Origin of the sequence: Brenneria alni, assembly GCF_003666245.1 — a bacterium.
GTDB classification, from domain to species: domain Bacteria; phylum Pseudomonadota; class Gammaproteobacteria; order Enterobacterales; family Enterobacteriaceae; genus Brenneria; species Brenneria alni.
On sequence record NZ_MJLZ01000056.1, the window covers coordinates 1 to 19,768 of the forward strand.

Sequence of the window (19,768 nt, forward strand, 5' to 3'; positions counted from 1 at the left end):
ACAATCACCTTTAAAAACAATAAGATATTATTATTAATTTTATATCGAACATGATTGTAGTAGGCTCGCGTTACAACAGAGGTATTCAGCGCAATTTCAATGATTTCATTAAATCAATTAACGCAAAAGAAGGCGCGCCGGAGAGACAATGGACATCATATGGCAGATCGATGCTAAGATACAAAGAAAGAGTAACCAAACTGCTTTATGGTAACGCAGGCAAACCAGTCTTATTATAAATAAGTTAAAACAGGATTTGTGTTAAATGTTAAGAAAAAAATTTTTGCTTCTTTTTTATTTTACGGATACTCGATTTTTTGTGTTTTTTTAATATATTTTCTTTCCACAATAGAATATGAATGGATGATCGATGATGTGGAAATTAAAAGCCTTTGCGAAGTTCCTGAGGGTGATGGAGATGGATTTTTCTTCTTTATAATTTTTCCTTTATTTATTCCATTCTTTTTCATAAAAAAGAATAAAATAAGAATAATAACTCTATTTATTATAGTGTTATATCATATATGGCGATTTTCAATAAGATTTCATGTCTGTTAAATAATCTTTTAATTCGAAGAGTCAAGAGATATTTATACTCAGGTCTAACCAATTGAATAAATAAAGCGGCTCGAGAACTCTTCGAAATTATGGGTAAAGATGAAATGCTTCAGTATGCGAGAAAACTGATTAGGGCCGTCCTCTGTTTTAAGGCTCGTCTAACAGTAAGGTAGAGATTATTTCCCATAAACTTTCCCTCGCTGTTTTACAGTAGTCATTACTTTGGAAGGCACCATTTTTAATATCACACAGCTTCAAGTCTGGCATAAGCCGCCACCAGCCATTTAATCCCTTGCCCCTGAAAGGCCACCTGGATCCGACAGTGATCGCCACTGCCTTCCAGATTGACGATGGTGCCGTCACCGAACTTGCTATGCCTCACCCGCTGGCCCAGGCGGTAACCACTGTCGTTTTGGCTTATCGGTGTGCCAAGACGCTGATGGTTTACCGGACGCGACACGCTGGCCCGCAGCCGGACTTCTTCAACGCACTCCGCCGGTAGTTCCCCAACGAAACGCGAAGGGCGGTGATACGCTTCTTTGCCGTATAGACGGCGGGTTTCCGCATATGTCAGGGTGAGCTTCTGCATAGCACGCGTCACGCCCACATAAGCCAGGCGACGTTCCTCTTCCAACCGTCCGCCTTCGTCAAGCGACATCTGGCTGGGGAACATCCCCTCTTCCATCCCGACGATAAATACCTGCGGAAACTCCAGCCCTTTCGCCGAATGCAGCGTCATAAGCTGCACCGCATCCTGATTGGCATCCGCCTGCCCTTCCCCTGCTTCCAATGCCGCATGGGATAAAAATGCCTGTAACGGCATCAAATCCTGATCTTCATCCTGATAGCTGTACTGCCGCGTCGCGGTGACCAACTCTTCAAGGTTTTCGATCCGCGCCTGCCCTTTCTCGCCTTTCTCCTGCTCGTACATACTCCACAGGCCGGAATCTTTGATCACCCGGTCGGTTTGCACATGTAACGGCAGTTCGGCGGTTTCATAGGCCAGCGCATCAACCAGTTCAATAAAACGTTGCAGAGAGGCGGATGCCCTTCCTGCCAGCACTTTTTCCTGCAATAGCACACGCGTAGACTGCCATAGCGTCAACTGCCGATCACGGGCGGTCTGACGCACCACGTCCAGCGTTCTGTCGCCAATGCCGCGTGTCGGCGTATTCACCACCCGTTCAAATGCGGCATCGTCATTGCGATTGGCGATCAAACGCAGGTAAGACAAAGCATCCTTGATTTCCTGGCGCTCAAAGAACCGCATCCCGCCATAAATACGATACGGCATATTCTGTTGCAACAACGCTTCTTCCAGCACACGCGACTGGGCATTGCTGCGGTATAAAATGGCGCTATCACGCAACGCACCGCCGTTTTCCTGCCAGACTTTAATCCGGTTGACCACAAACCGTGCTTCATCCAGTTCGTTAAACGCGCAGTACAGCGAAATCGGCTCGCCATCCACCCCATCCGTCCACAAATTTTTGCCCAGACGCCCGCCGTTATGGGCAATCAGCGCATTGGCCGCATTCAGGATATTGCTGGTCGAACGGTAATTTTGTTCCAGCCGGATAGTCTGCGCACCGGCGAAATCCTGCAAAAATAGCTGAATGTTTTCTACCTGCGCGCCACGCCAACCGTAAATAGACTGATCGTCATCACCGACGATCATCACATTGGCGCTATCGCCCGCCAGCATACGGATCCAGGCATATTGAATACGGTTGGTATCCTGAAATTCGTCCACCAGAATATTGGTGAAGCGCTCACGGTAGTGGTTCAGAATGTGTGGCTTATTCAGCCACAGCTCATGCGCCCGCAACAATAATTCAGCGAAATCCACCAGCCCGGCGCGATCGCAGGCCTCCTGATAGGCCTGATAAACCCGCTGCCAGGTTTGTTCTATCGGATTACCGTAACTTTCGATATGTTGGGGACGCAGGCCTTCATCTTTTTTACCATTGATGTACCACATGGCCTGACGCGGCGGCCACTGCTTCTCATCCAGATTCAACGCCCGTATCAGGCGCTTAAGCAAACGCAGTTGATCTTCACTGTCCAGGATCTGGAAATCCTGCGGCAGACCGGCATCCAGATGATGGGCACGCAGCAGTCGATGCGCCAATCCATGAAATGTGCCAATCCACATGCCTCCCTGGCTGGTGCCGATCAGGTGATCGATACGGTGACGCATTTCCGCCGCCGCTTTATTGGTAAAGGTCACCGCCATAATGGAATACGGAGAACAGTTTTCGACAGACAACAGCCAGGCGATACGATGCACCAGCACCCGCGTCTTGCCGCTGCCTGCCCCGGCCAGCACCAGTAAATTGCTGCGTGGCGCGGCTACCGCATCACGCTGTTTGTCGTTAAGGCCATCGAGCAGATCAGAAACGTCCATAAGTACCGGTTATCCGTTGACGGGAAACCGGGTCGTCGCAAGGAAGACCGATCTCCACTGATGATTTATACAGGTGATTATAGCAACGCTGTCAGCGATGCCAACCGGGAAATTTCGATATGAGGCAGTAAGCGGGCGTCATCAATGCACATCAGATTGCCTTCCCGCAGGTTAATCCAGCAAGCCTGCACGCCGCAACGCACCGCGCCGGCCACGTCGGCGGTGAGATCGTCCCCCACGTGCAAAATCTGGCTCAGGGGCAGATCGAACTTTTCCGCCGCCAGATGATACATGTCGGCAAAAGGCTTTGAGCGGCCATGCGGGCCAGCACGCAGAATAAATGCAAAGTAGCGATCCAGACCGAACCGATACGGATCAGCATTACCATTGGTGATCGCCGCCAGCGGCATACGTTCTGCCAACGTCGCCAGCGTGCGATGCGTCTCTTCGGATACCGTGATCCGGCTGCGCCACTGGGCGAGGTTTTCCATCGCCGCCTGTGCCCCCTGCGCCGCCTGATCTGCGCTCAAGCCAATGTTAATCATCCCCTGTTCAACCGCACGACGTCGCCATTCGGTCACATCGTGATAAATTTCAGGTTCCCGTTCCCGTAGCTCATCACGCAGGCGCTGGAGATCCTCTTCCTGAAAATCTTTCAGACCAGGGTGATACTGTTGCAGGAAATTTATCGATTCCCGCTTGGTACGCCGGATCACCTCATAGTTATCATATAACGTGTCATCCAGATCGAAAGTGATAGCGCGAATGGGACCCAATGGTCGGTAAAAATGCATCAAACTTTTCCTCGTTTGGCACGTGGATGGGCAGCGTCATATACAGTGGCTAAATGCTGAAAGTCGAGATGAGTATAAATCTGCGTGGTGGAAAGGTTGGCATGACCGAGTAATTCCTGCACTGCCCGTAAATCACCGCTGGACTCCAGCATATGGGTGGCGAACGAATGACGCAGCTTATGCGGGTGAACGTGGCTGTTCACTCCCTGTTTCACTCCCCACTCGGCAAAGCGTTTTTGCACATTGCGCATCGAGATGCGTCTCCCTTGATTGGAAACAAAAATAGCATCATCCTGCGGCCCAAACAGTTCACGCAGCGCCAGCCAGTGCTCAAGCCAGATTACTGCGGTTTTACCCATCGGCAGCCTGCGCTCTTTACTGCCTTTTCCCATCACCCAGACTTCACCGCTATCCAGATCGACATGCCGGCAATCCATCCCCACCAGTTCAGCCAAACGCAGGCCCGCGCCATACATGACTTCCAGCATGGCTCGATCGCGCACCGCCAGCGGATCGTTAAGATCGATATCCAGCAGACGGTTTATCTCATCCACATCCATATTTTTCGGGAGATGACGTGCAGCTTGCGGTGTTGGCACTCCCCTGGCCGGATTCGCGCCCAGTACGCCACGCGACACCATCCAATCGAGGAAACTGCGCAAAGCGGACAGGCGTAACGCCAGACTTGAGGCGTGCAGGCCATCCCGTTTACTACGGGAGACCACCGCACGCACACCCGCCGCATCCAGACTCTGCCAGTCATTTACCCCGGCAGCCGAAACGATGGCGATAACAGCCGTCAACTGACGTGCGTAGCTGGTTTGCGTCAACAGACTCAGTTGGCGCTCAACCTTCAGATAACGCAGGAAATCGTCAACCTGAGAGTGCAGCGGCGATATCGGTGAAGGCGCCGATGAAGTGGGCTGACTCATATCCGCTCAACCCAGCGCTCCAGCATGGCAGGCAGCATGGCCGTCGCCAACTGTTGTAACAGCACGGTTCCCATACCATCCTGATAATGATGAGTGTCACGGCTGGTGAAGATAAGCAGCCCCAGATCGTGGTTTTCGCCCATCATTGATAAGGCGACCGACCCCACCTGTTTAGCCTGTGGCAACAGCAGCAGCAGTTCAGGGCCATTCAAGCCCCCCAGATAATGGCTGGTCTGCCCAAGACGCTGAATGCGCAAGGGTTCAAATAAGGAGCGATTCAGGGATAAGTGGGTAAAGTCGGAAGGCGCGCCAATCCGCCATTTGTCGCTGAACAGGCGAACCGACGCCCCCGCCAGCCCCAGCTTGCGCGCCCAGCGCTGAAGCCTGTCCAGCATATCCAGCAGGCTATCCGCACAGGCCAGTTCCGTTTGCAGGTTCAGTAACCGGTTAAACAGTAATTCGTTCGCCTCGGCCTGTTCCATCAACAGCGTGATTTCTTCCTCAAGCTGGGTGATGTGGTGCCGCTGTCGGGCCAGTTGCCACTCCACCAGCGATACCGTTCCCCGGACAGGATGCGGTATACGCATCTGCTCAATTTGCCGGGCATTGCGGATAAAAAAATCTGGATTCTGTTGCAAGAACTGCAAAACCATGTCGTCACTGAGTGCGGTCTGGCGCTCTGCCTGCTCCTCGACATTCTTCATAAATGAATAAATCCATCGTAAACATGCGTTGCAGGGCCGGTCATAAATAACGGATGCCCCGGCCCTTCCCAGTGGATCTCCAAATCACCGCCCGCCAGCAACACCCGAACCTGCGCAGACAACAGCGCTTGTTGAATGCCTACGGCCACTGCGGCACAGGCGCCACTGCCACACGCCTGCGTTTCGCCAGCACCGCGTTCATAGACACGCAGGCTGATGGTATTGCGATCGATGACTTGCATAAAACCGATATTAGCACGTTCCGGGAAGCGCTCATGGCTTTCCAGCAGCGGCCCCAGTACCCCGACGTTCGCGTTCCGCACATCCTCAACCTGAATAACGCAGTGAGGGTTGCCCATAGATACCACGCCACACAACACCGTGTGCTCTTCAGCGCGCATAATGTAGGTTTTTTCTGCTTTTATGGCACGAAAAGGAACCTGCTGCGGATCAAAATTAGGTTCACCCATATTAACCCGAACCAGATCATCATCGGTGACGCTGAGGATCATCCGTCCCGTCTGTGTACTGACCGCGATATCGCGCTTATTGGTCAACCCTTTCAGGCGCACGAAACGGGCAAAGCAGCGAGCGCCGTTACCACACTGCGCCACTTCGCTGCCGTCAGCATTAAAAATGCGGTAATGGAAATCCAGTTCAGGATCGTACGGCGGCTCCACCACCAGGAGTTGGTCGAAACCGACGCCGCAATGTCGATCCGACAAACGGCGGATCAGTTCGGGTGAAAAATAAACATTCTGCGTTACGGCATCAACAACCATGAAATCGTTGCCTAATCCGTGCATTTTAGCGAACTGCATTATTCTGACTCCGCTAGTTTAACCGGGCGCGGTAAAGACTCTATCGTGACCTGTTATAAATTATGATAGACACACCATCGCCAATTACTGTTGCGCAGACGATTTTTGTTGTACGTGATTCGCATCCTGCTGTTGAGCGGTTGGCGCTGCCGATTGATGCTCTGGCGGAAAATAAAGCGGCCCTTTTAAGCCACATCCGAACAGACTCAACAACGATAACGCCAGAAAAAACCGACGAAATACTTTTTTCATAACATTAAGACCTGTAATTCATACATGCATGATCTCTATAATCGCAGGTGGATCATGAAAATCAATAGGAATCGAAAATGAACGATAGCGAGTTTCATCAATTAGCCGACGAATTGATGCTTCAGTTGGAAGAAACGTTGGATCAATTTGAAGGTGATGCCGATATCGATTATGAAACCAACGGCGGCGTGATGACGCTGAGTTTTGAAAACGGTAGCAAAATTGTGATTAACCGTCAGGAACCGCTGCACCAAATCTGGCTGGCCACCAGGTCAGGGGGTTATCATTTTAATTATCAGGATAATCGCTGGGTGTGCGATCGCAGCGGCGAAGATTTTATGGCGCGGTTGTCCGGCGCCTGCTCAATTCAGGCCGGAGAAGACGTTCACTTCAGCTAGCTCCTCTACGATGCGCCAGACCTTATTTGCGTCTGATGAGTGTCAACATAAGCATCGTCGCCAACAGGATCACCACACTTAGCATATTCACCAGCGGCCAGCCACTGGTGAACGCCATCATGCTTCCCGCCGAAAGTGAAGCCAGCGCATTAGGCAGGCTGATAATCAGCGAGTTGATACCCTGTAGCCTGGCTTTATGCACAGAATGGGAAAACGCATTCAGCATAAATGTACCGCCATTGAACATAAAGGCCCAACCGACGCCGAACATAATCAGCGAAGAAAGGAAATGCCAAAAGGTCTGGCCGCTCATCGCCAGCGCGATACCGATCAAATTACAGACGATCCCGGTCACAACAACCGCACTGGCGCTCAATCTTTTCGCCAGTACCACCAGCAAAAGCGAAGGCGCGTACATGGCGACAAAATGCCACTGCAACACCACCGCGCTGCTGCTGACGGAAAAATGGTGCTGATGCATAGCCAGCGGGGCTGCGTTCATCAGTAGCGTCATCACCACAAAACCAACGGTACAACTGGCAGTACCAAGCATAAACGCCCGGCTTTTGAGAATGGAAAGCAAGGGATCATTGCTCTGCCCGGACTGAGAGCTGACCACCGTTTGCGGCAACTTCAATCCAAGCAATAGTATGGCCGTCACAATACAGATAAACGCTGCGGCAAGAAAACTGCCAAGAAACGGATACTGCGGCCAGAGATCGGAAGATTGGCTGGCGGCGAACGGCCCAAGAAAACCACCGAGGATCCCACCGCTGATAACCCAGGAAATCGCGCTGCTCTTCTGGTGGTTATCAGTAAACACGTCGGCGGCGGCAAAGCGATAATACTGATTAAAAGCGCAGGACATGCCCAGTACAAAGGTCGAGAACACGAACAGAGGAAAGTTTTTCAGGATAATAGCGGTGGCCGCCAGCAGTGAACCCACGACACCCAGCATCGTTCCGATGATAAATGCGTTTTTTCTGCCATATTTAGCCATCAGCGAAGAGACAGAGTAAATCATCAGCGTAGCGCCGCATACGGTGGCGGTAATCGGCAGTGTGGCCAACAGCGGGATCGGCGCCATCAGGATACCGGCCAGGGTGGAAGATAGGGTCATCAGCGAGATGATACTGCCGGTTAAACCCTGTCCCAGCGCCAGTAATAACAAGTTTCTGCGTTGCAACGTATTCATGGCAAGTCCCTTTCTGAACGCGACTGAAAGAAGATCAGAGTATCTGTAATCGCTGCGGCATAACCCGTGGCGCCTCGCCGGCTGCGGGGGTAATAGAAAGGTGAGAAAGCGCGCTACTGCGAAATGGAATCACCTGGCTTCGGTCATCCAACTGCACGATCTGATAAAACTGCGGCAGGTTGAAGTTGATAAAGCTGGAACCATAGGTAAAGCGATCGTGAGACGACGAGTAGAAACGGCTGACGTCGCGTACCAGTTCCTCTTTGCTGCCTTCGCAGTGATGGTACACTTCAACCCGGTTGGACTCATCCAGAATGTAGATATTAAAGCCTTGATTTTCAGTTGCGTCCTCAAAGAAGAACTGAATAATGCCTTCGCTGGCGACACCGTCAATAACCGGCGGTAAATGCACAGGGCTGGTTTCAACCTGTACCCCTTGCAGTTTGTTATTGGAAATCGCGCCATAGAATTCAACGGCATTTTCCAGCTTCTGCACCGATACGCTCAACCGTTCAAAGAACAGTCCCCAGGTTTGTCCGGCGACTTTCACCGCTTTAAAACGCCCAGGCTCCTGACGCGTGCTGGTCAACCGTGACTCAATACATTCAGAGACCAGTTGCTGCACGCGGGTGCCAATAAGCCCGCGTAAATGCTGGCTGTAGCAGAACACTTCCAGCGACTCCGGCAACGCGGCGTCCTGATGCATCTTACCCAGAATGGTTTTCAGGGCCTCCAGCACCGCCTGTTCGCCGCTGAAATGCAGCGTACGCACTTCATTCCAGGAGTTGCGGTACAGCAAATCAATGCTGCCGACCAGACATTGCTGCTGCTGACCAAAGCTGAAAACATCCATCTGACGGAAATCAAAATGCACCACCTGATTGCGGAAAGCGGCAGTCGGATCGTGTTCCAAATTAACAATAATCGCCAAATGACGAATCTCACACGGGCTGTACAACGCCTTTGGCGTGGGCGCAGGCAGGCGCAGCGGGAAATGGTTCGATACATCGGCTACCAGTGCTTGCAGGCGATTGATATCACACAGATCGTTGCCTTTAATATGCAGACGCGTATCCGGCGTCAGCAAGCCATTAAAATAGGCCCAGGCGACCAGCTTATTCAGATAGCGGTTATATTCCAACGGCTGATGGCTGACGATGGCATCCATTGAAGGCGCCTGATTGTACAGATACCAGCCGGAACGGTTGGCGCGCCCTGCAGGTACATAGATAAAGGTTAAATCCGGCTCCGACAAATCGGGTGAAATCTGCGGATTGAGCAGCGTCACCTTGCCCGGCAATGCCTCAAACGCAGCATAAAGTTTACGGGTTAATACCCCAATATCCTGCGGGCTGGCACTGACGCTCAGATTATTACGGCGGGCGAAACGGATCAGGTTGCGATAGGTTTGCATCATCGCATCCAGCAATTCGTTGTGTGCTTCACGTACCCGCTCTATTTTCCAGTTCGCCCGGTTGTCCAACATCGCCAGATGCTCGTCACTCCAGCCCCACTCCTGCACCAGATCCCTCAAAATCTGCCGCCGCCATCCTACGCAGGCGTGCTCACGCGAGAGTTTTTCACAGACTTTTAAATAGAAACACCGGCGCACCAGATCCAGGCGGGTCGGATCGTTTATCTGCGTCAGATAATTCGTTACCCGCTCCAGCATCATACAGTAAGGATCCAGACCAAAAGAGACGATCTCGCCTTTATGCAGACGTTTTTTGATATCCATGGACAACAGGCGCGTATCGGGATACTGCCAGGAATAGGCTTCCAGCAGCAGCGTTTTCAACACGGCTTTGTAGGGGGAGTCGATACTTTTATAGAGCTGCCACAGGCTGGCGCCGAAATACTCTTCCGCAGAAAGCGTACTCAATCCCCCCAGATCCAGCCACTCATTCGGCGCCAGCGCGCCTTGCGAATAGAGCGACAGGACATACTCGTCGTAATTTGGTTCTTGTTCTACCGGCACCATGTTCCACAAAATACGCTTACCCGCCATGCGAACAGCCGTACGGTAGAATTCATCGAGTAACAGAATATGCTGGGTAGAACCGCAGTTTTCGCCCCCCAGGCTGCCGCTTTCATTGTGGCGAAAACGGTTTTCATCCATCAGGAAAAAGCTGACATCCACACCCTGTGCGGCCGCCCACTCCTCCAACAGCGTACATTTTTTCTGTAACCGCTGACGTTCTTCGTTATCCAGCCAGGATTGATGGCAAACCCAGATATCCAGATCAGAGCTACAGCTTTGGCCGATGGATGCGGTACTGCCCATGGAATAGACGCCGGTAATCGGCAATTCGCCCTGCTCGTGCGAATCAGCAAACGAACCCCATCGTAGTTCGATGTTATCCAGGTAGCGTTGTTGCTTTTCATCAGGCGTGTAGACACAAATGCCGTGAGGAACCTTGCCCTCAACGTAGCCCGGCATCAATGGGTGATGATGATGTAATAAAATCGGCACAAGACTGTAAACCTGCTGAAAAGCGGGCTTCATTGCTGCCAGAGCACGGTCAACACGCAGTTGGTTGATCGCATCCAGTCTTTGCTTCAAAGTCTCGATATAGAAGTACAAGACGCTTCGCCTGATTATCCCAGTGCTTAGAAAAAAACCCGTATTCCCAATTCGCCAAGGGTAAAATTAGAAGAATGTTTGGCAAAATATTGCTGGAAACGTGATCAATTTAACACCTTGCTGATTAAGCGTAAAGAAAGTAAAGAAAGTCAGACGTTTTTATCTTGCTTTCATTACGGTTTTAATGCTTGCCTGGCAAATCTATCTGCCACATGCTTTTTTGACGCTATTTGCCCCTTTCGTTTTAAAGACATACACCGATGTACGCAACCTGACACTGGCGCACCATCAATGATACGATGGTGGAAAATGATAAAAACGGTATCAAGCATGTTAGACAATACTATTAGAATTGCCACCCGGCAAAGCCCGCTTGCGCTGTGGCAAGCACGATATGTTCAGCAGCACCTGAACCATTACCATCCGGGGCTTGAGATCGAACTGGTTCCCATGGTTACCCGCGGTGATATTATCCTGGATACCCCGTTAGCCAAAGTCGGCGGTAAAGGGTTATTTGTTAAAGAATTAGAGTTGGCGCTCCTTGAAGACCGTGCTGATATCGCCGTACACTCAATGAAAGATCTCCCCGCTGAATTCCCTGAAAGTCTTGGTCTGGCGATCATCTGTGAGCGTGACGACCCCCGCGACGCCTTTGTTTCCAATCACTATGCCAACCTTGACCAGCTTCCCGCTGGCAGTTGCGTCGGCACCTCCAGCCTGCGCCGTCAGTGCCAGTTACGCGCCCAGCGCCCTGACCTCATCATTCGTGATTTGCGCGGCAATGTAGGAACCCGATTGGCAAAGCTGGATAGCGGTGAATATGATGCGATTATTCTGGCGGCAGCAGGATTAAAACGCCTGAAACTGGAAGACCGTATCCGTTGCCCGTTAAGCCCGGAAATGTCGTTACCTGCGGTAGGGCAAGGTGCGATTGGGATTGAATGCCGGTTGAACGATAAACGCACCCGTCAGCTTCTTGCCCCGCTGAATCACGCCGATACCGCCTCTCGCGTACTGGCCGAGCGGGCAATGAATCTCCGCCTTGAAGGAGGATGTCAGGTTCCCATCGGCAGCTATGCCGAACTGGACGGCGATATTTTGTGGTTACGTGCGCTGGTTGGTTCCCCTGATGGTCGCCAAATCATTACCGGCGAACGTAAAGGCAAAACCTCGGATGCAGAACAGATCGGTATTTCTCTGGCGGAAGAGTTGCTGGCAAAAGGCGCCAGGGATATTCTTCAGGCTGTCTATCAGGAAACCCCTTCATCATGACAATTCTGGTTACCCGTCCGTCACCCGCTGGTGAGCAACTGGTGACCCGTTTAAGAAAACTTGGCTACAGTGCTTACCACAGCCCGCTAATTGAATTCGCACCAGGCAGCGAGTTGGCGCAGTTGCCTTCGTTACTGGCAACCTTACGCCCCGGCGATCTGGTTTTCGCTCTCTCGCAACATGCCATCGACTATGCCGCCCCGCAGTTAGGCCGTATCGGCGCAGGCTGGCCGAAGACCTTGGCCTATTATGCCATTGGCCGGACAACGGCATTAGCTCTGCATAAAGTCAGCGCCCAGCCTGTTGCCTACCCCCAAATGCGTGAAACCAGCGAAACTTTACTGCAATTACCCGAACTACAGCATGTTAATGGCAAACAGGCACTATTATTACGGGGTAACGGCGGCAGGGAGCTACTGGGCAACACACTTATGGAGCGGGGCGCTGCGGTCAGTTACTGCGAATGTTATCAACGCAGCCCGGTTTATTATGACGGGCCGGAACAAAGCCGCCGCTGGCAGCAGGCTGGTATTGACAGGCTGGTGATCACCAGCGGAGAAATGCTACAACGGATCTATACTTTAGTTCCTGATTACTATCGGGCTTCCTGGTTACTGGGTTGCCAGTTGATAGTAGTGAGTGAACGTCTGGCTGCCCAGGCTCGCCAGTTCGGCTGGCATAATATTCGGGTAGCCGATAATGCCGACAACGATGCGCTCATGCGCGCACTACAATAAACCTGATCATGGGATGTACCATTATGACGGAACACAATACCCCCGTAACCCCATCAGAAGAGGTTGCAGAACGGGTTGAACCCGCGCATCAGCAGCAGGAACCCGTATCGCAACCAGTCAAACGAAGCGGTATATTGCTGGGGGTGATCGCTATCGTGATTGCGCTGGTACTTAGCGGCGGACTTTATTACTACTTTCATTTACAGGCTAAGTATGACTCTGCGGCAATCACCCGCCTGGAGTCGCAGTTGAGTACGCTGCAACAACAGCACAAGCAGGAACAACAGCAATGGCAGGACGCCCGGCAACAGCAGACCAAAGTACAGGATGCCACCGAGCAGCGTCTTAATGCACTGACCCGTCAGTCTGACGAAATGCGCGAGAAACTGACCGCCTTGTCCAATAACGACACCAATACCTGGCTGTTAGCACAGGCGGATTTTCTGGTGAAACTGGCCGGACGTAAACTGTGGAGTGACAAAGACGTCACCACGGCAGGCGCATTGTTAAAAAGCGCAGACGCCAGTCTGGCGGAAATGAATGATCCGAGTCTGATTGAAATCCGCCGTGCGCTCACCAGCGATATCAGCGCACTGGCCAGTGTGAGCCAGATAGATTTTGATGGCATCATCCTCAAAGTGAACCAGCTGACCGATCAGGTGGATAACCTGCGCCTTGCCGACAACAATACCGATGAAGCGCCAATGGATGAAAACAGCACGGAGCTGTCCGCCTCCCTAAGCGAATGGCGGCAAAACCTCAGTAAAAGCTGGCATAACTTCCTGGCGGATTTCATCACCATTCGCCGCCGCGACAGCGCCGCCGAACCGTTGTTAGCACCAAGCCAGGATGTTTATCTGCGTGAGAATATCCGCTCACGTCTGCTGGTGGCGGCCCAGGCGATACCTCGTCATCAGAACGAAACCTATAAACAATCGCTGGAAACGGCCTCCACCTGGGTCAGAGCTTACTTCGACACCACCGATCCGAGCACCCAGGCATTTTTGGACCAGCTTGAGGAATTGAGCCAGCAATCCATCTCGATGGATGTTCCTGCCGAATTGCAAAGTCAGCCGTTACTGGAAAAACTGATGCAGACGCGGGTACGCAACCTACTGGCTCAGACGCCAGCGACTAACCAGGAGGGCTGAACATGCTGAGGATCTTGCTGTTGTTTCTCATCCTGATCGCCGGTGTGGTTATCGGCCCGATGGTGGCCGGTCATCAGGGATACGTACTGATTCAAACGGACAACTACAACATTGAAACCAGCGTAACAGGACTGGCGATCATGCTGGTGTTGCTGTTTCTCGCCCTGCTGACCGTGGAATGGATCATCCGCCGTATTTTCCGTACCGGCGCACGCACCCGCGGCTGGTTCCTGGGCCGTAAGCGCAGCCGTGCCAGAAAACAGACCAAAGCAGCGCTGCTTAAACTGGCGGAAGGCGATTATTTGCAGGTAGAAAAATTGATGACCCGCAATGCCGATCATGCCGAGCAACCGGTGGTGAACTATTTACTGGCGGCGGAAGCGGCTCAACAGCGTGGTGATGATTTCCGCACCAAACAATATCTGGAACGCGCCGCGGAAATCGCGGATACCGACCAACTGCCGGTCGATATTACCCGGGTGCGCATCCAGTTGGCTCGTCATGAAGATCACGCGGCCCGTCACGGCATTGATCGCCTGTTGGAAGTTGCCCCGCGCCACCCGGAAGTTTTGCGTCTGGCGGAGCAGGCTTTTCTGCGCACCAGCGCCTACGGTGCGCTGCTGGATATTCTTCCTGCGATGCGCAAAACGCATTTGCATGATGAAAAGCAGTTGCAGAACCTACAGCAGCAAGCGTATATCGGCCTGATGAACCAGGCTATGGCGGACGAAGGCAGTGAAGGGCTGAAGCGATGGTGGAATAACCAGAGCCGTAAAGTTCGCCACGAAATTCCCTTACAAGTGGCGATGGCCGAGCATCTTATCGAATGTGACGATCATGATACCGCCCAGAAAATCATTCTGGATGGGCTCAAGCGCCAGTATGATGATCGCCTGATTCTGTTGATGCCGCGTCTTAAGGCGGGTAATCCCGATCAGTTGGAGAAAATGCTACGCCAGCAGATCAAACAGCAGGGCGCGACGCCATTACTAAACAGCACACTGGGTCAGTTGCTGATGAAGCATGGTGAATGGCAGCAAGCCAGCGATGCTTTCCGTGCCGCGCTGGATCAGCGCCCGGACGCTTATGATTATGCCTGGCGCGCCGATGCCCTTGATCGACTCCATCTACCCGATGAGGCAGCAAAAATGCGGCAAGAAGGCCTTATGCTTACCCTGCAATCCCCCGCGGAGTTACCGAAACAAGACGACTGACGCGTATTTCAGCCTCGGTATAAGGGTAGCCCTTAGCGACTGCGCCCTGCCACACCGCCCGGACATGCGGGGCCGCAACGGGTGGTGTGGCAGGGTAAAGACACCATGATCTAACCCACGAACAATGGACACCGGCCTAATAACCATCCAGCCCGTTGCGCTGGCGGCATGGTGAGCGACCGGCTTTGGTTATTTAACCGGGTGCTGGTCTGTTTTAGGCTGGCTGGCGCGGTAGGCATCCATTATCGGCGCCCACTCCATTCCCCGTGGGATGGGGTGCTGCTTAAATAACTCGCCGTATTCCTTGTCAAAATTTTGAAGCGTCACGGTATATTGGCTTACCCCTATTGGGAATTTTTTATCATACCAGTCATCCGTAACCTCTTCGGCGATGCCACGGGCAAGCAACAGATCCGGGCTTACACCAAGCCCTCGTCCCATCAAAACAACCTCATAATAACCGCCGGGCGCCAGACCAAAGTACAAACGTTCGCGACGATCATAGCGTCCTTGTATTTGATAAACCGCCCTCATCTGCTGCTCTAAATTCGCAGGTAAATCAACCTTGATGCGGTAACGTTTGCGATCGTAGAAGGACACCATTTCTATCACCGCTTCATCTGGGACAACCACGCCATCGGTAGGCAATCCCCCCCCTCCGGCCCAGTAATATTCTTTATTAATGATGTTTCTATACGGCGCACCAGCGTTACATCCACCGCCTGGATAACTGAAAACGGTTTTTCCTTGATGATAAAAAGCGGCTTTAGTCGTGCAAAAACTGTCAATATTGCTGCCAGTGCCATATCGCCATGAAAAGTCTGGGATCATTGGTATCGCAGCACAGGCAACCAATGAAACACAAATCCCCAGCAATACAATAAATTGTTTTAGCATCATGCCTCCTGATTGCCTATGATATGCCGCTGTTCCCTGCTAACGGTCGTTGACTGTTTGCTGGTATTGGCCGGATTGGCGATTCCCTGACTGCTGGCGCTATGGTGCATATAGTCACGACGCAGCGCACGGTAAACCTCCGGCGGTAGCTGCTGACTCAGATTCTTCACCACGCCCTGCTCGGTGGCCGCCAATGCCCAGTACTTATCCAGCTTCGCCAGATTCACCGCTGGAAGTTTGGCTGCTCCAGAATCAAGCCTATTACCAACGATTGTTGGATCCCATTCCTTAAACGGCACGCCGACAGCCCGCCCCGCCTCCACCATCATATGTAACGGAATACGGGAGTATTCGCCCTCCACCACCCGGCGCATCACCACTTCCACATAAACGGCTTTTCTGGACCAGGCATCATCCCTGCCGCGCCGTCGGATAAACGAATAAGGAATTAAACTGATTTCCCCCACCGGCGGCGTGGCCCCACGCCACAAATGGCGATTAAGCCGTCCGACCCAGCCCAGGGCAATCTTCTCCTCGGCATAGGCTAGCGCCTGGAGATAGGCGCGGCTGGACGTATCAGGCGTGTCGGCCATTTGTTCGCTCATAAAGCGCTCCAGTTCGATACACTCGGTCAGCGCCGGGTCGCTGTTCGGGTCGCGCAGACTCCAGCGGCTGTAATAACCGCCGCCGATATCAGAGTGCGCCCCCGGCAGGGCCAGTTCGGTAAAATGCGGCGGGATACTGGTGCCGATGGCCGTGGGAGTGATGCGCGATAGCGGAAAATGCTTACGCACTTCATCCAGCGCCGTCAGATGCACCACCCGTTCGGCGCTGTCGTCCTGCAAACGAATGTTGACGCCGGGATAGTATGACGATTTAACCGTATCAAAAAGCCCGACAAACGCGATACGCACATCTTCCCGACTGCCCCAGTCAAATCCGGCCTTCAGGCGAATGGACTCGGTATTCGCCACCGCCCGCACCAGGGGATGGTCGGCCCGCTGGTCGATAACGTTAACAAAATGGCGTGCCGCCGCCGCTCCGCGGCTAAAGCCAAACACATCGAACACAATCCGGTGAATACAGTCGATAGTGGGAAGAATTTCTTTCAGATCATCATCTATTGCCTGAACAATAGATTTCTCACAGGCCTGATTCACCTTACCCACAATTGAGGTGTTTTCACCGGCAAAATCCAGATCCAGCCCTTTGGTCAATATATCATCCGATAGATATTCCATATCACCTTCCCTGGCGACCGGATCGCGGGTACCAATGCCACTGATATAGCTATGTGCGCTTAATGTCTTAGCCCCAACAATGTATTGTTCGTACAGTTTCCCCACATTAGTAATATCATTAGCTGCACTGTCCCCGACCGGGAGCAGCCCCATCTGGCAACTGCGCAGCTCTTCCTCCCGCTGCGCCGGGTCTGAACAGGTTTCCGCCAGCCATTTCTCGACTTTTTTGAGACCAGATTCGGCATTATTGGTGTTATTTCCCGTGCCATCGAAGAATACGCCGACGCGCAACACATTGATCTGATAACCCTTGACCTCAATAACGTAGGAATGGTTGGTAAAGAAACGCACATTTCCGGCTTTCCCTTGCTGATGCGCCTCTGGCAATGGATACTCAGGCGCGGTCAGGCACAGGTCGCCGGTGGTCGCCTTAACGTGTTCGCGCCGGCTTCCCTCATGCCCGGTATGCTCTGCCGCATAGGCCGGTACGGCACTTTTCCCTTCACTGAGCATTTCACGCGACTGTGCGGCCTTGAGCCAGGGCTGCGTTTCCAGTTTTACCGCTACCGGGCCAACGGCGAAACCCTGAACTAAAGCAGGCCCTTCTTTGAGGGTCACCGTTTCGGATTTACCGGTATCGTCGGTCAGTGTCGCGTTCAGCCCCTTAAACGGGCGATTGTGTTCATCACGAACATCAATCTCTATCCAGTTATCGTAATGTTCGCAGGGAATACAGTAAGGATCTGCCGCCATCAGTTTACTCCTGTCAACTTATTATCATGCTGCGCCAGCCAGTGGCTGACCTGTACCCATTCAGTCTCGGTCAACATCAACGGCACGCGAATACTTTCCAGAGGAAACCCGGCCTGCACGGCCAGCGCTCCCGCTACCACGCCGTCAAGCACATCCTCCTGAAGCTTGTCCGCATTGGCTTGCCTGAGAACCGGTAAAATGGCCCCTGCCGGGTCTGGATGTTGTTCCATCACCTTGGTCATGGTCTGCCACAGGCGCCGACGCAGAATATAGGCGTGACGATTTTCGTCATACAACGCCGCCAGATGATGCGAACGGAGAGGAAACCAGGGGGTCTTCAACGAGGGATGAAACCGGGCAGCGGGATTACGCGCAAACCCGGTGCCGTTGATCCACAGCCCAGTGCAGGGGCCCAAAACCGCATCCTGTTCGTCTGGGGTCATCACGCTGAATATTGGCAGAAAAATACGGGGGTCAGAGAAGCGAAACCAGACGGCCTCCCCTTCACGGATGACCTGTATCAGGCTTTGCCAGTGGTGACGAACGACCGCAATCGGCTGCTCGCTCACCAGGTAGAATCCACTCAGGGTGGGATATGCTGCCACGAATTCGGAAGAGGGGTCAGACAGCAGCCAGGGCCCAAGGGCGGCTTGATCTGCAAACGGTGTACCGGCAAAAAGAGGATAAGCCTCCCCCTCACTGAGCGTATAGAAACGCGCCGCCACCGAACGGTCCAGCGCAACGTCTACAATCGCAAATAGCGAACCGCCATGCTGCGTTCGCCACATATTCAGGCTCATGCTTTACCTCCCTTGCCCAGTGGACACGGTCTGACAAGCGGCGATATTGATTCCATGCTTTTATGGATGGCAGGGGCAGGCAATGTGGAGGGCGGCGCCGGAGGTATGTCAACATTACCCGGCAAAACAGGAAGTTGCCCTGCCCAGCCAGCACCGCTGCCCGCGATCCCCCCAGAATTGATCCTGATGGAAGGGCCCACGACAGTCACACCGCCAGGGTCAACTTTGACAAAGCTTCCCCCCACTTTCAGAGTCAACTCCGCGCCAGCCTCAAGAACCACCTTGGCCCCGGCTTTCACATGTACTTCCTGCCCCGCCTCGACCAGCAAAGCTTGCCCCAGTTTATGGTGCATAGAGGCATCGACGGTCAGTGAGTGCTCCCCTTTAATATGGTCACGCTTCTCTTTCTCCACTGTCAGGTGATCACTGGCTTTGATGCGGGTTACCCGCTCGTTATCGATATCTGTGTGCGCGTCGTGCCTGATATGCCAGACCACGTCATGCTCAATAAGCGCGTTGAGATCCTTCTGCCCATGCAGATAAATTTCCTCCTGTCCGGCCTGATCTTCAAAACGCAGCTCATTGAATCCTTCTCCTTGATGCGTCTTCGTGCGCAGTACGGTGCGGGTCTTGTGAGCTGGCAAGTCGTAAGGTACTCGATTGGTGACATGAAACGTCCTCCCCGTCACTATCGGCTGGTCCGGGTCGCCCTCCAGAAAACTCACTATCACCTCATGCCCGATGCGCGGTATCGCTATCAGACCATACTGACCCCCCGCCCAGCCCTGACTTACCCGCACCCAGCACGAACTCTGGTCGTCGCTCGCACCATACCTGTCCCACGGAAATTGCAGCTTCACCCGCCCATATTCGTCGCAGTAAATCTCCTCCCCCGCAGGCCCCACCACCGTCGCTATCTGCGGGCCGTCCACCATCGGCTTGTACGCCATCCCCGCACGCCACGTCGCTTTCGCCCTGATAACGGAAAACACGTTGCTCATCGCCGCCGGCTCGCCCCCCCTCCCTTCCTCCACCCCCCCCTGCTGCTGCCCCCTCTG

18 protein-coding genes are annotated in these 19,768 nt (G+C 53.0%); 6 read left to right on the forward strand and 12 right to left on the reverse strand.

Features of this window, described 5'->3' with window-relative positions:
* Nucleotides 1-258: 258 nt before the first annotated feature.
* Nucleotides 259-558, forward strand: coding sequence for a DUF2645 family protein (locus BIY29_RS18030; RefSeq protein ID WP_240630199.1), 300 nt, complete (start codon nt 259-261; stop codon nt 556-558).
* 244 nt (nt 559-802) lie between these two features.
* On the opposite strand, the gene uvrD is transcribed toward BIY29_RS18030, so the two are convergent.
* The 6 genes from uvrD to lptM form a co-directional block, all read right to left on the reverse strand.
* Nucleotides 803-2,965: a DNA helicase II gene (uvrD, locus tag BIY29_RS18035; protein WP_121576421.1), complete on the reverse strand. Its 2,163-nt coding sequence runs from the start codon at nt 2,963-2,965 to the stop codon at nt 803-805.
* Between the two features lie 77 nt (nt 2,966-3,042).
* Nucleotides 3,043-3,759 (reverse strand): 5-amino-6-(5-phospho-D-ribitylamino)uracil phosphatase YigB, encoded by a 717-nt coding sequence (yigB, locus tag BIY29_RS18040; protein WP_121576422.1) that lies wholly within the window; start codon nt 3,757-3,759, stop codon nt 3,043-3,045.
* Nucleotides 3,759-4,691: a tyrosine recombinase XerC gene (gene xerC, locus BIY29_RS18045; protein WP_121576423.1), complete on the reverse strand. Its 933-nt coding sequence runs from the start codon at nt 4,689-4,691 to the stop codon at nt 3,759-3,761. Before xerC ends, yigB begins: the two co-directional genes overlap by 1 nt.
* Nucleotides 4,688-5,395: a DUF484 domain-containing protein gene (locus BIY29_RS18050; RefSeq protein ID WP_121576424.1), complete on the reverse strand. Its 708-nt coding sequence runs from the start codon at nt 5,393-5,395 to the stop codon at nt 4,688-4,690. Before BIY29_RS18050 ends, xerC begins: the two co-directional genes overlap by 4 nt.
* Nucleotides 5,392-6,216, reverse strand: coding sequence for a diaminopimelate epimerase (gene dapF / locus BIY29_RS18055; RefSeq protein ID WP_121576425.1), 825 nt, complete (start codon nt 6,214-6,216; stop codon nt 5,392-5,394). The genes BIY29_RS18050 and dapF overlap by 4 nt, the downstream gene beginning before the upstream one ends.
* 84 nt (nt 6,217-6,300) lie before the next feature.
* Nucleotides 6,301-6,468, reverse strand: coding sequence for an LPS translocon maturation chaperone LptM (gene lptM, locus BIY29_RS18060; protein ID WP_205680371.1), 168 nt, complete (start codon nt 6,466-6,468; stop codon nt 6,301-6,303).
* Between the two features lie 77 nt (nt 6,469-6,545).
* Between lptM and cyaY the strand changes: the two genes are divergently transcribed.
* Nucleotides 6,546-6,866, forward strand: coding sequence for an iron donor protein CyaY (cyaY, locus tag BIY29_RS18065; protein WP_121576427.1), 321 nt, complete (start codon nt 6,546-6,548; stop codon nt 6,864-6,866).
* A gap of 22 nt (nt 6,867-6,888) precedes the next feature.
* Here the strand turns inward: cyaY and BIY29_RS18070 are convergent, their stop codons facing one another.
* Entirely contained in the window at nt 6,889-8,061 is a 1,173-nt protein-coding gene (locus BIY29_RS18070) for an MFS transporter (RefSeq protein ID WP_121576428.1), read from the reverse strand.
* Nucleotides 8,062-8,095: 34 nt separating this feature from the next.
* Nucleotides 8,096-10,645 (reverse strand): class I adenylate cyclase, encoded by a 2,550-nt coding sequence (locus tag BIY29_RS18075; RefSeq protein ID WP_121576429.1) that lies wholly within the window; start codon nt 10,643-10,645, stop codon nt 8,096-8,098.
* A gap of 330 nt (nt 10,646-10,975) precedes the next feature.
* On the opposite strand from BIY29_RS18075, the gene hemC reads away from it, so the two are divergent.
* Genes hemC through hemY form a run of 4 tightly spaced genes read left to right on the forward strand, consistent with a single transcriptional unit; the run spans nt 10,976 to nt 15,019 of the window.
* The gene (gene hemC / locus BIY29_RS18080; protein ID WP_121576430.1) at nt 10,976-11,917 is read left to right on the forward strand and encodes a hydroxymethylbilane synthase; all 942 of its coding nucleotides are present in this window, start codon (nt 10,976-10,978) and stop codon (nt 11,915-11,917) included.
* Nucleotides 11,914-12,654: a uroporphyrinogen-III synthase gene (hemD, locus tag BIY29_RS18085; protein WP_121576431.1), complete on the forward strand. Its 741-nt coding sequence runs from the start codon at nt 11,914-11,916 to the stop codon at nt 12,652-12,654. Before hemC ends, hemD begins: the two co-directional genes overlap by 4 nt.
* A 23-nt stretch (nt 12,655-12,677) precedes the next feature.
* Nucleotides 12,678-13,805, forward strand: a complete 1,128-nt coding sequence (gene hemX, locus BIY29_RS18090) for a uroporphyrinogen-III C-methyltransferase (protein ID WP_121576432.1) — start codon at nt 12,678-12,680, stop codon at nt 13,803-13,805.
* A gap of 2 nt (nt 13,806-13,807) precedes the next feature.
* On the forward strand, nt 13,808-15,019 hold the full coding sequence (hemY, locus tag BIY29_RS18095; RefSeq protein WP_121576433.1) for a protoheme IX biogenesis protein HemY: 1,212 nt from the start codon (nt 13,808-13,810) through the stop codon (nt 15,017-15,019).
* Nucleotides 15,020-15,208: 189 nt separating this feature from the next.
* Here hemY and BIY29_RS18100 read toward each other — a convergent pair whose 3' ends face one another.
* From BIY29_RS18100 to BIY29_RS18115, 4 genes are all read right to left on the reverse strand, one after another.
* The gene (locus BIY29_RS18100) at nt 15,209-15,916 is read right to left on the reverse strand and encodes a DUF2931 family protein (RefSeq protein WP_121576434.1); all 708 of its coding nucleotides are present in this window, start codon (nt 15,914-15,916) and stop codon (nt 15,209-15,211) included.
* The gene (locus BIY29_RS18105) at nt 15,916-17,910 is read right to left on the reverse strand and encodes a T6SS phospholipase effector Tle1-like catalytic domain-containing protein (protein WP_121576435.1); all 1,995 of its coding nucleotides are present in this window, start codon (nt 17,908-17,910) and stop codon (nt 15,916-15,918) included. The genes BIY29_RS18100 and BIY29_RS18105 overlap by 1 nt, the downstream gene beginning before the upstream one ends.
* Entirely contained in the window at nt 17,910-18,710 is an 801-nt protein-coding gene (locus BIY29_RS18110; protein WP_121576436.1) for a DUF4123 domain-containing protein, read from the reverse strand. Before BIY29_RS18110 ends, BIY29_RS18105 begins: the two co-directional genes overlap by 1 nt.
* Nucleotides 18,707-19,768, reverse strand: a 1,062-nt coding sequence (locus BIY29_RS18115; protein WP_121576437.1) for a type VI secretion system Vgr family protein, incomplete at its 5' end; no start/stop codon positions are given. The genes BIY29_RS18115 and BIY29_RS18110, both read right to left, overlap by 4 nt.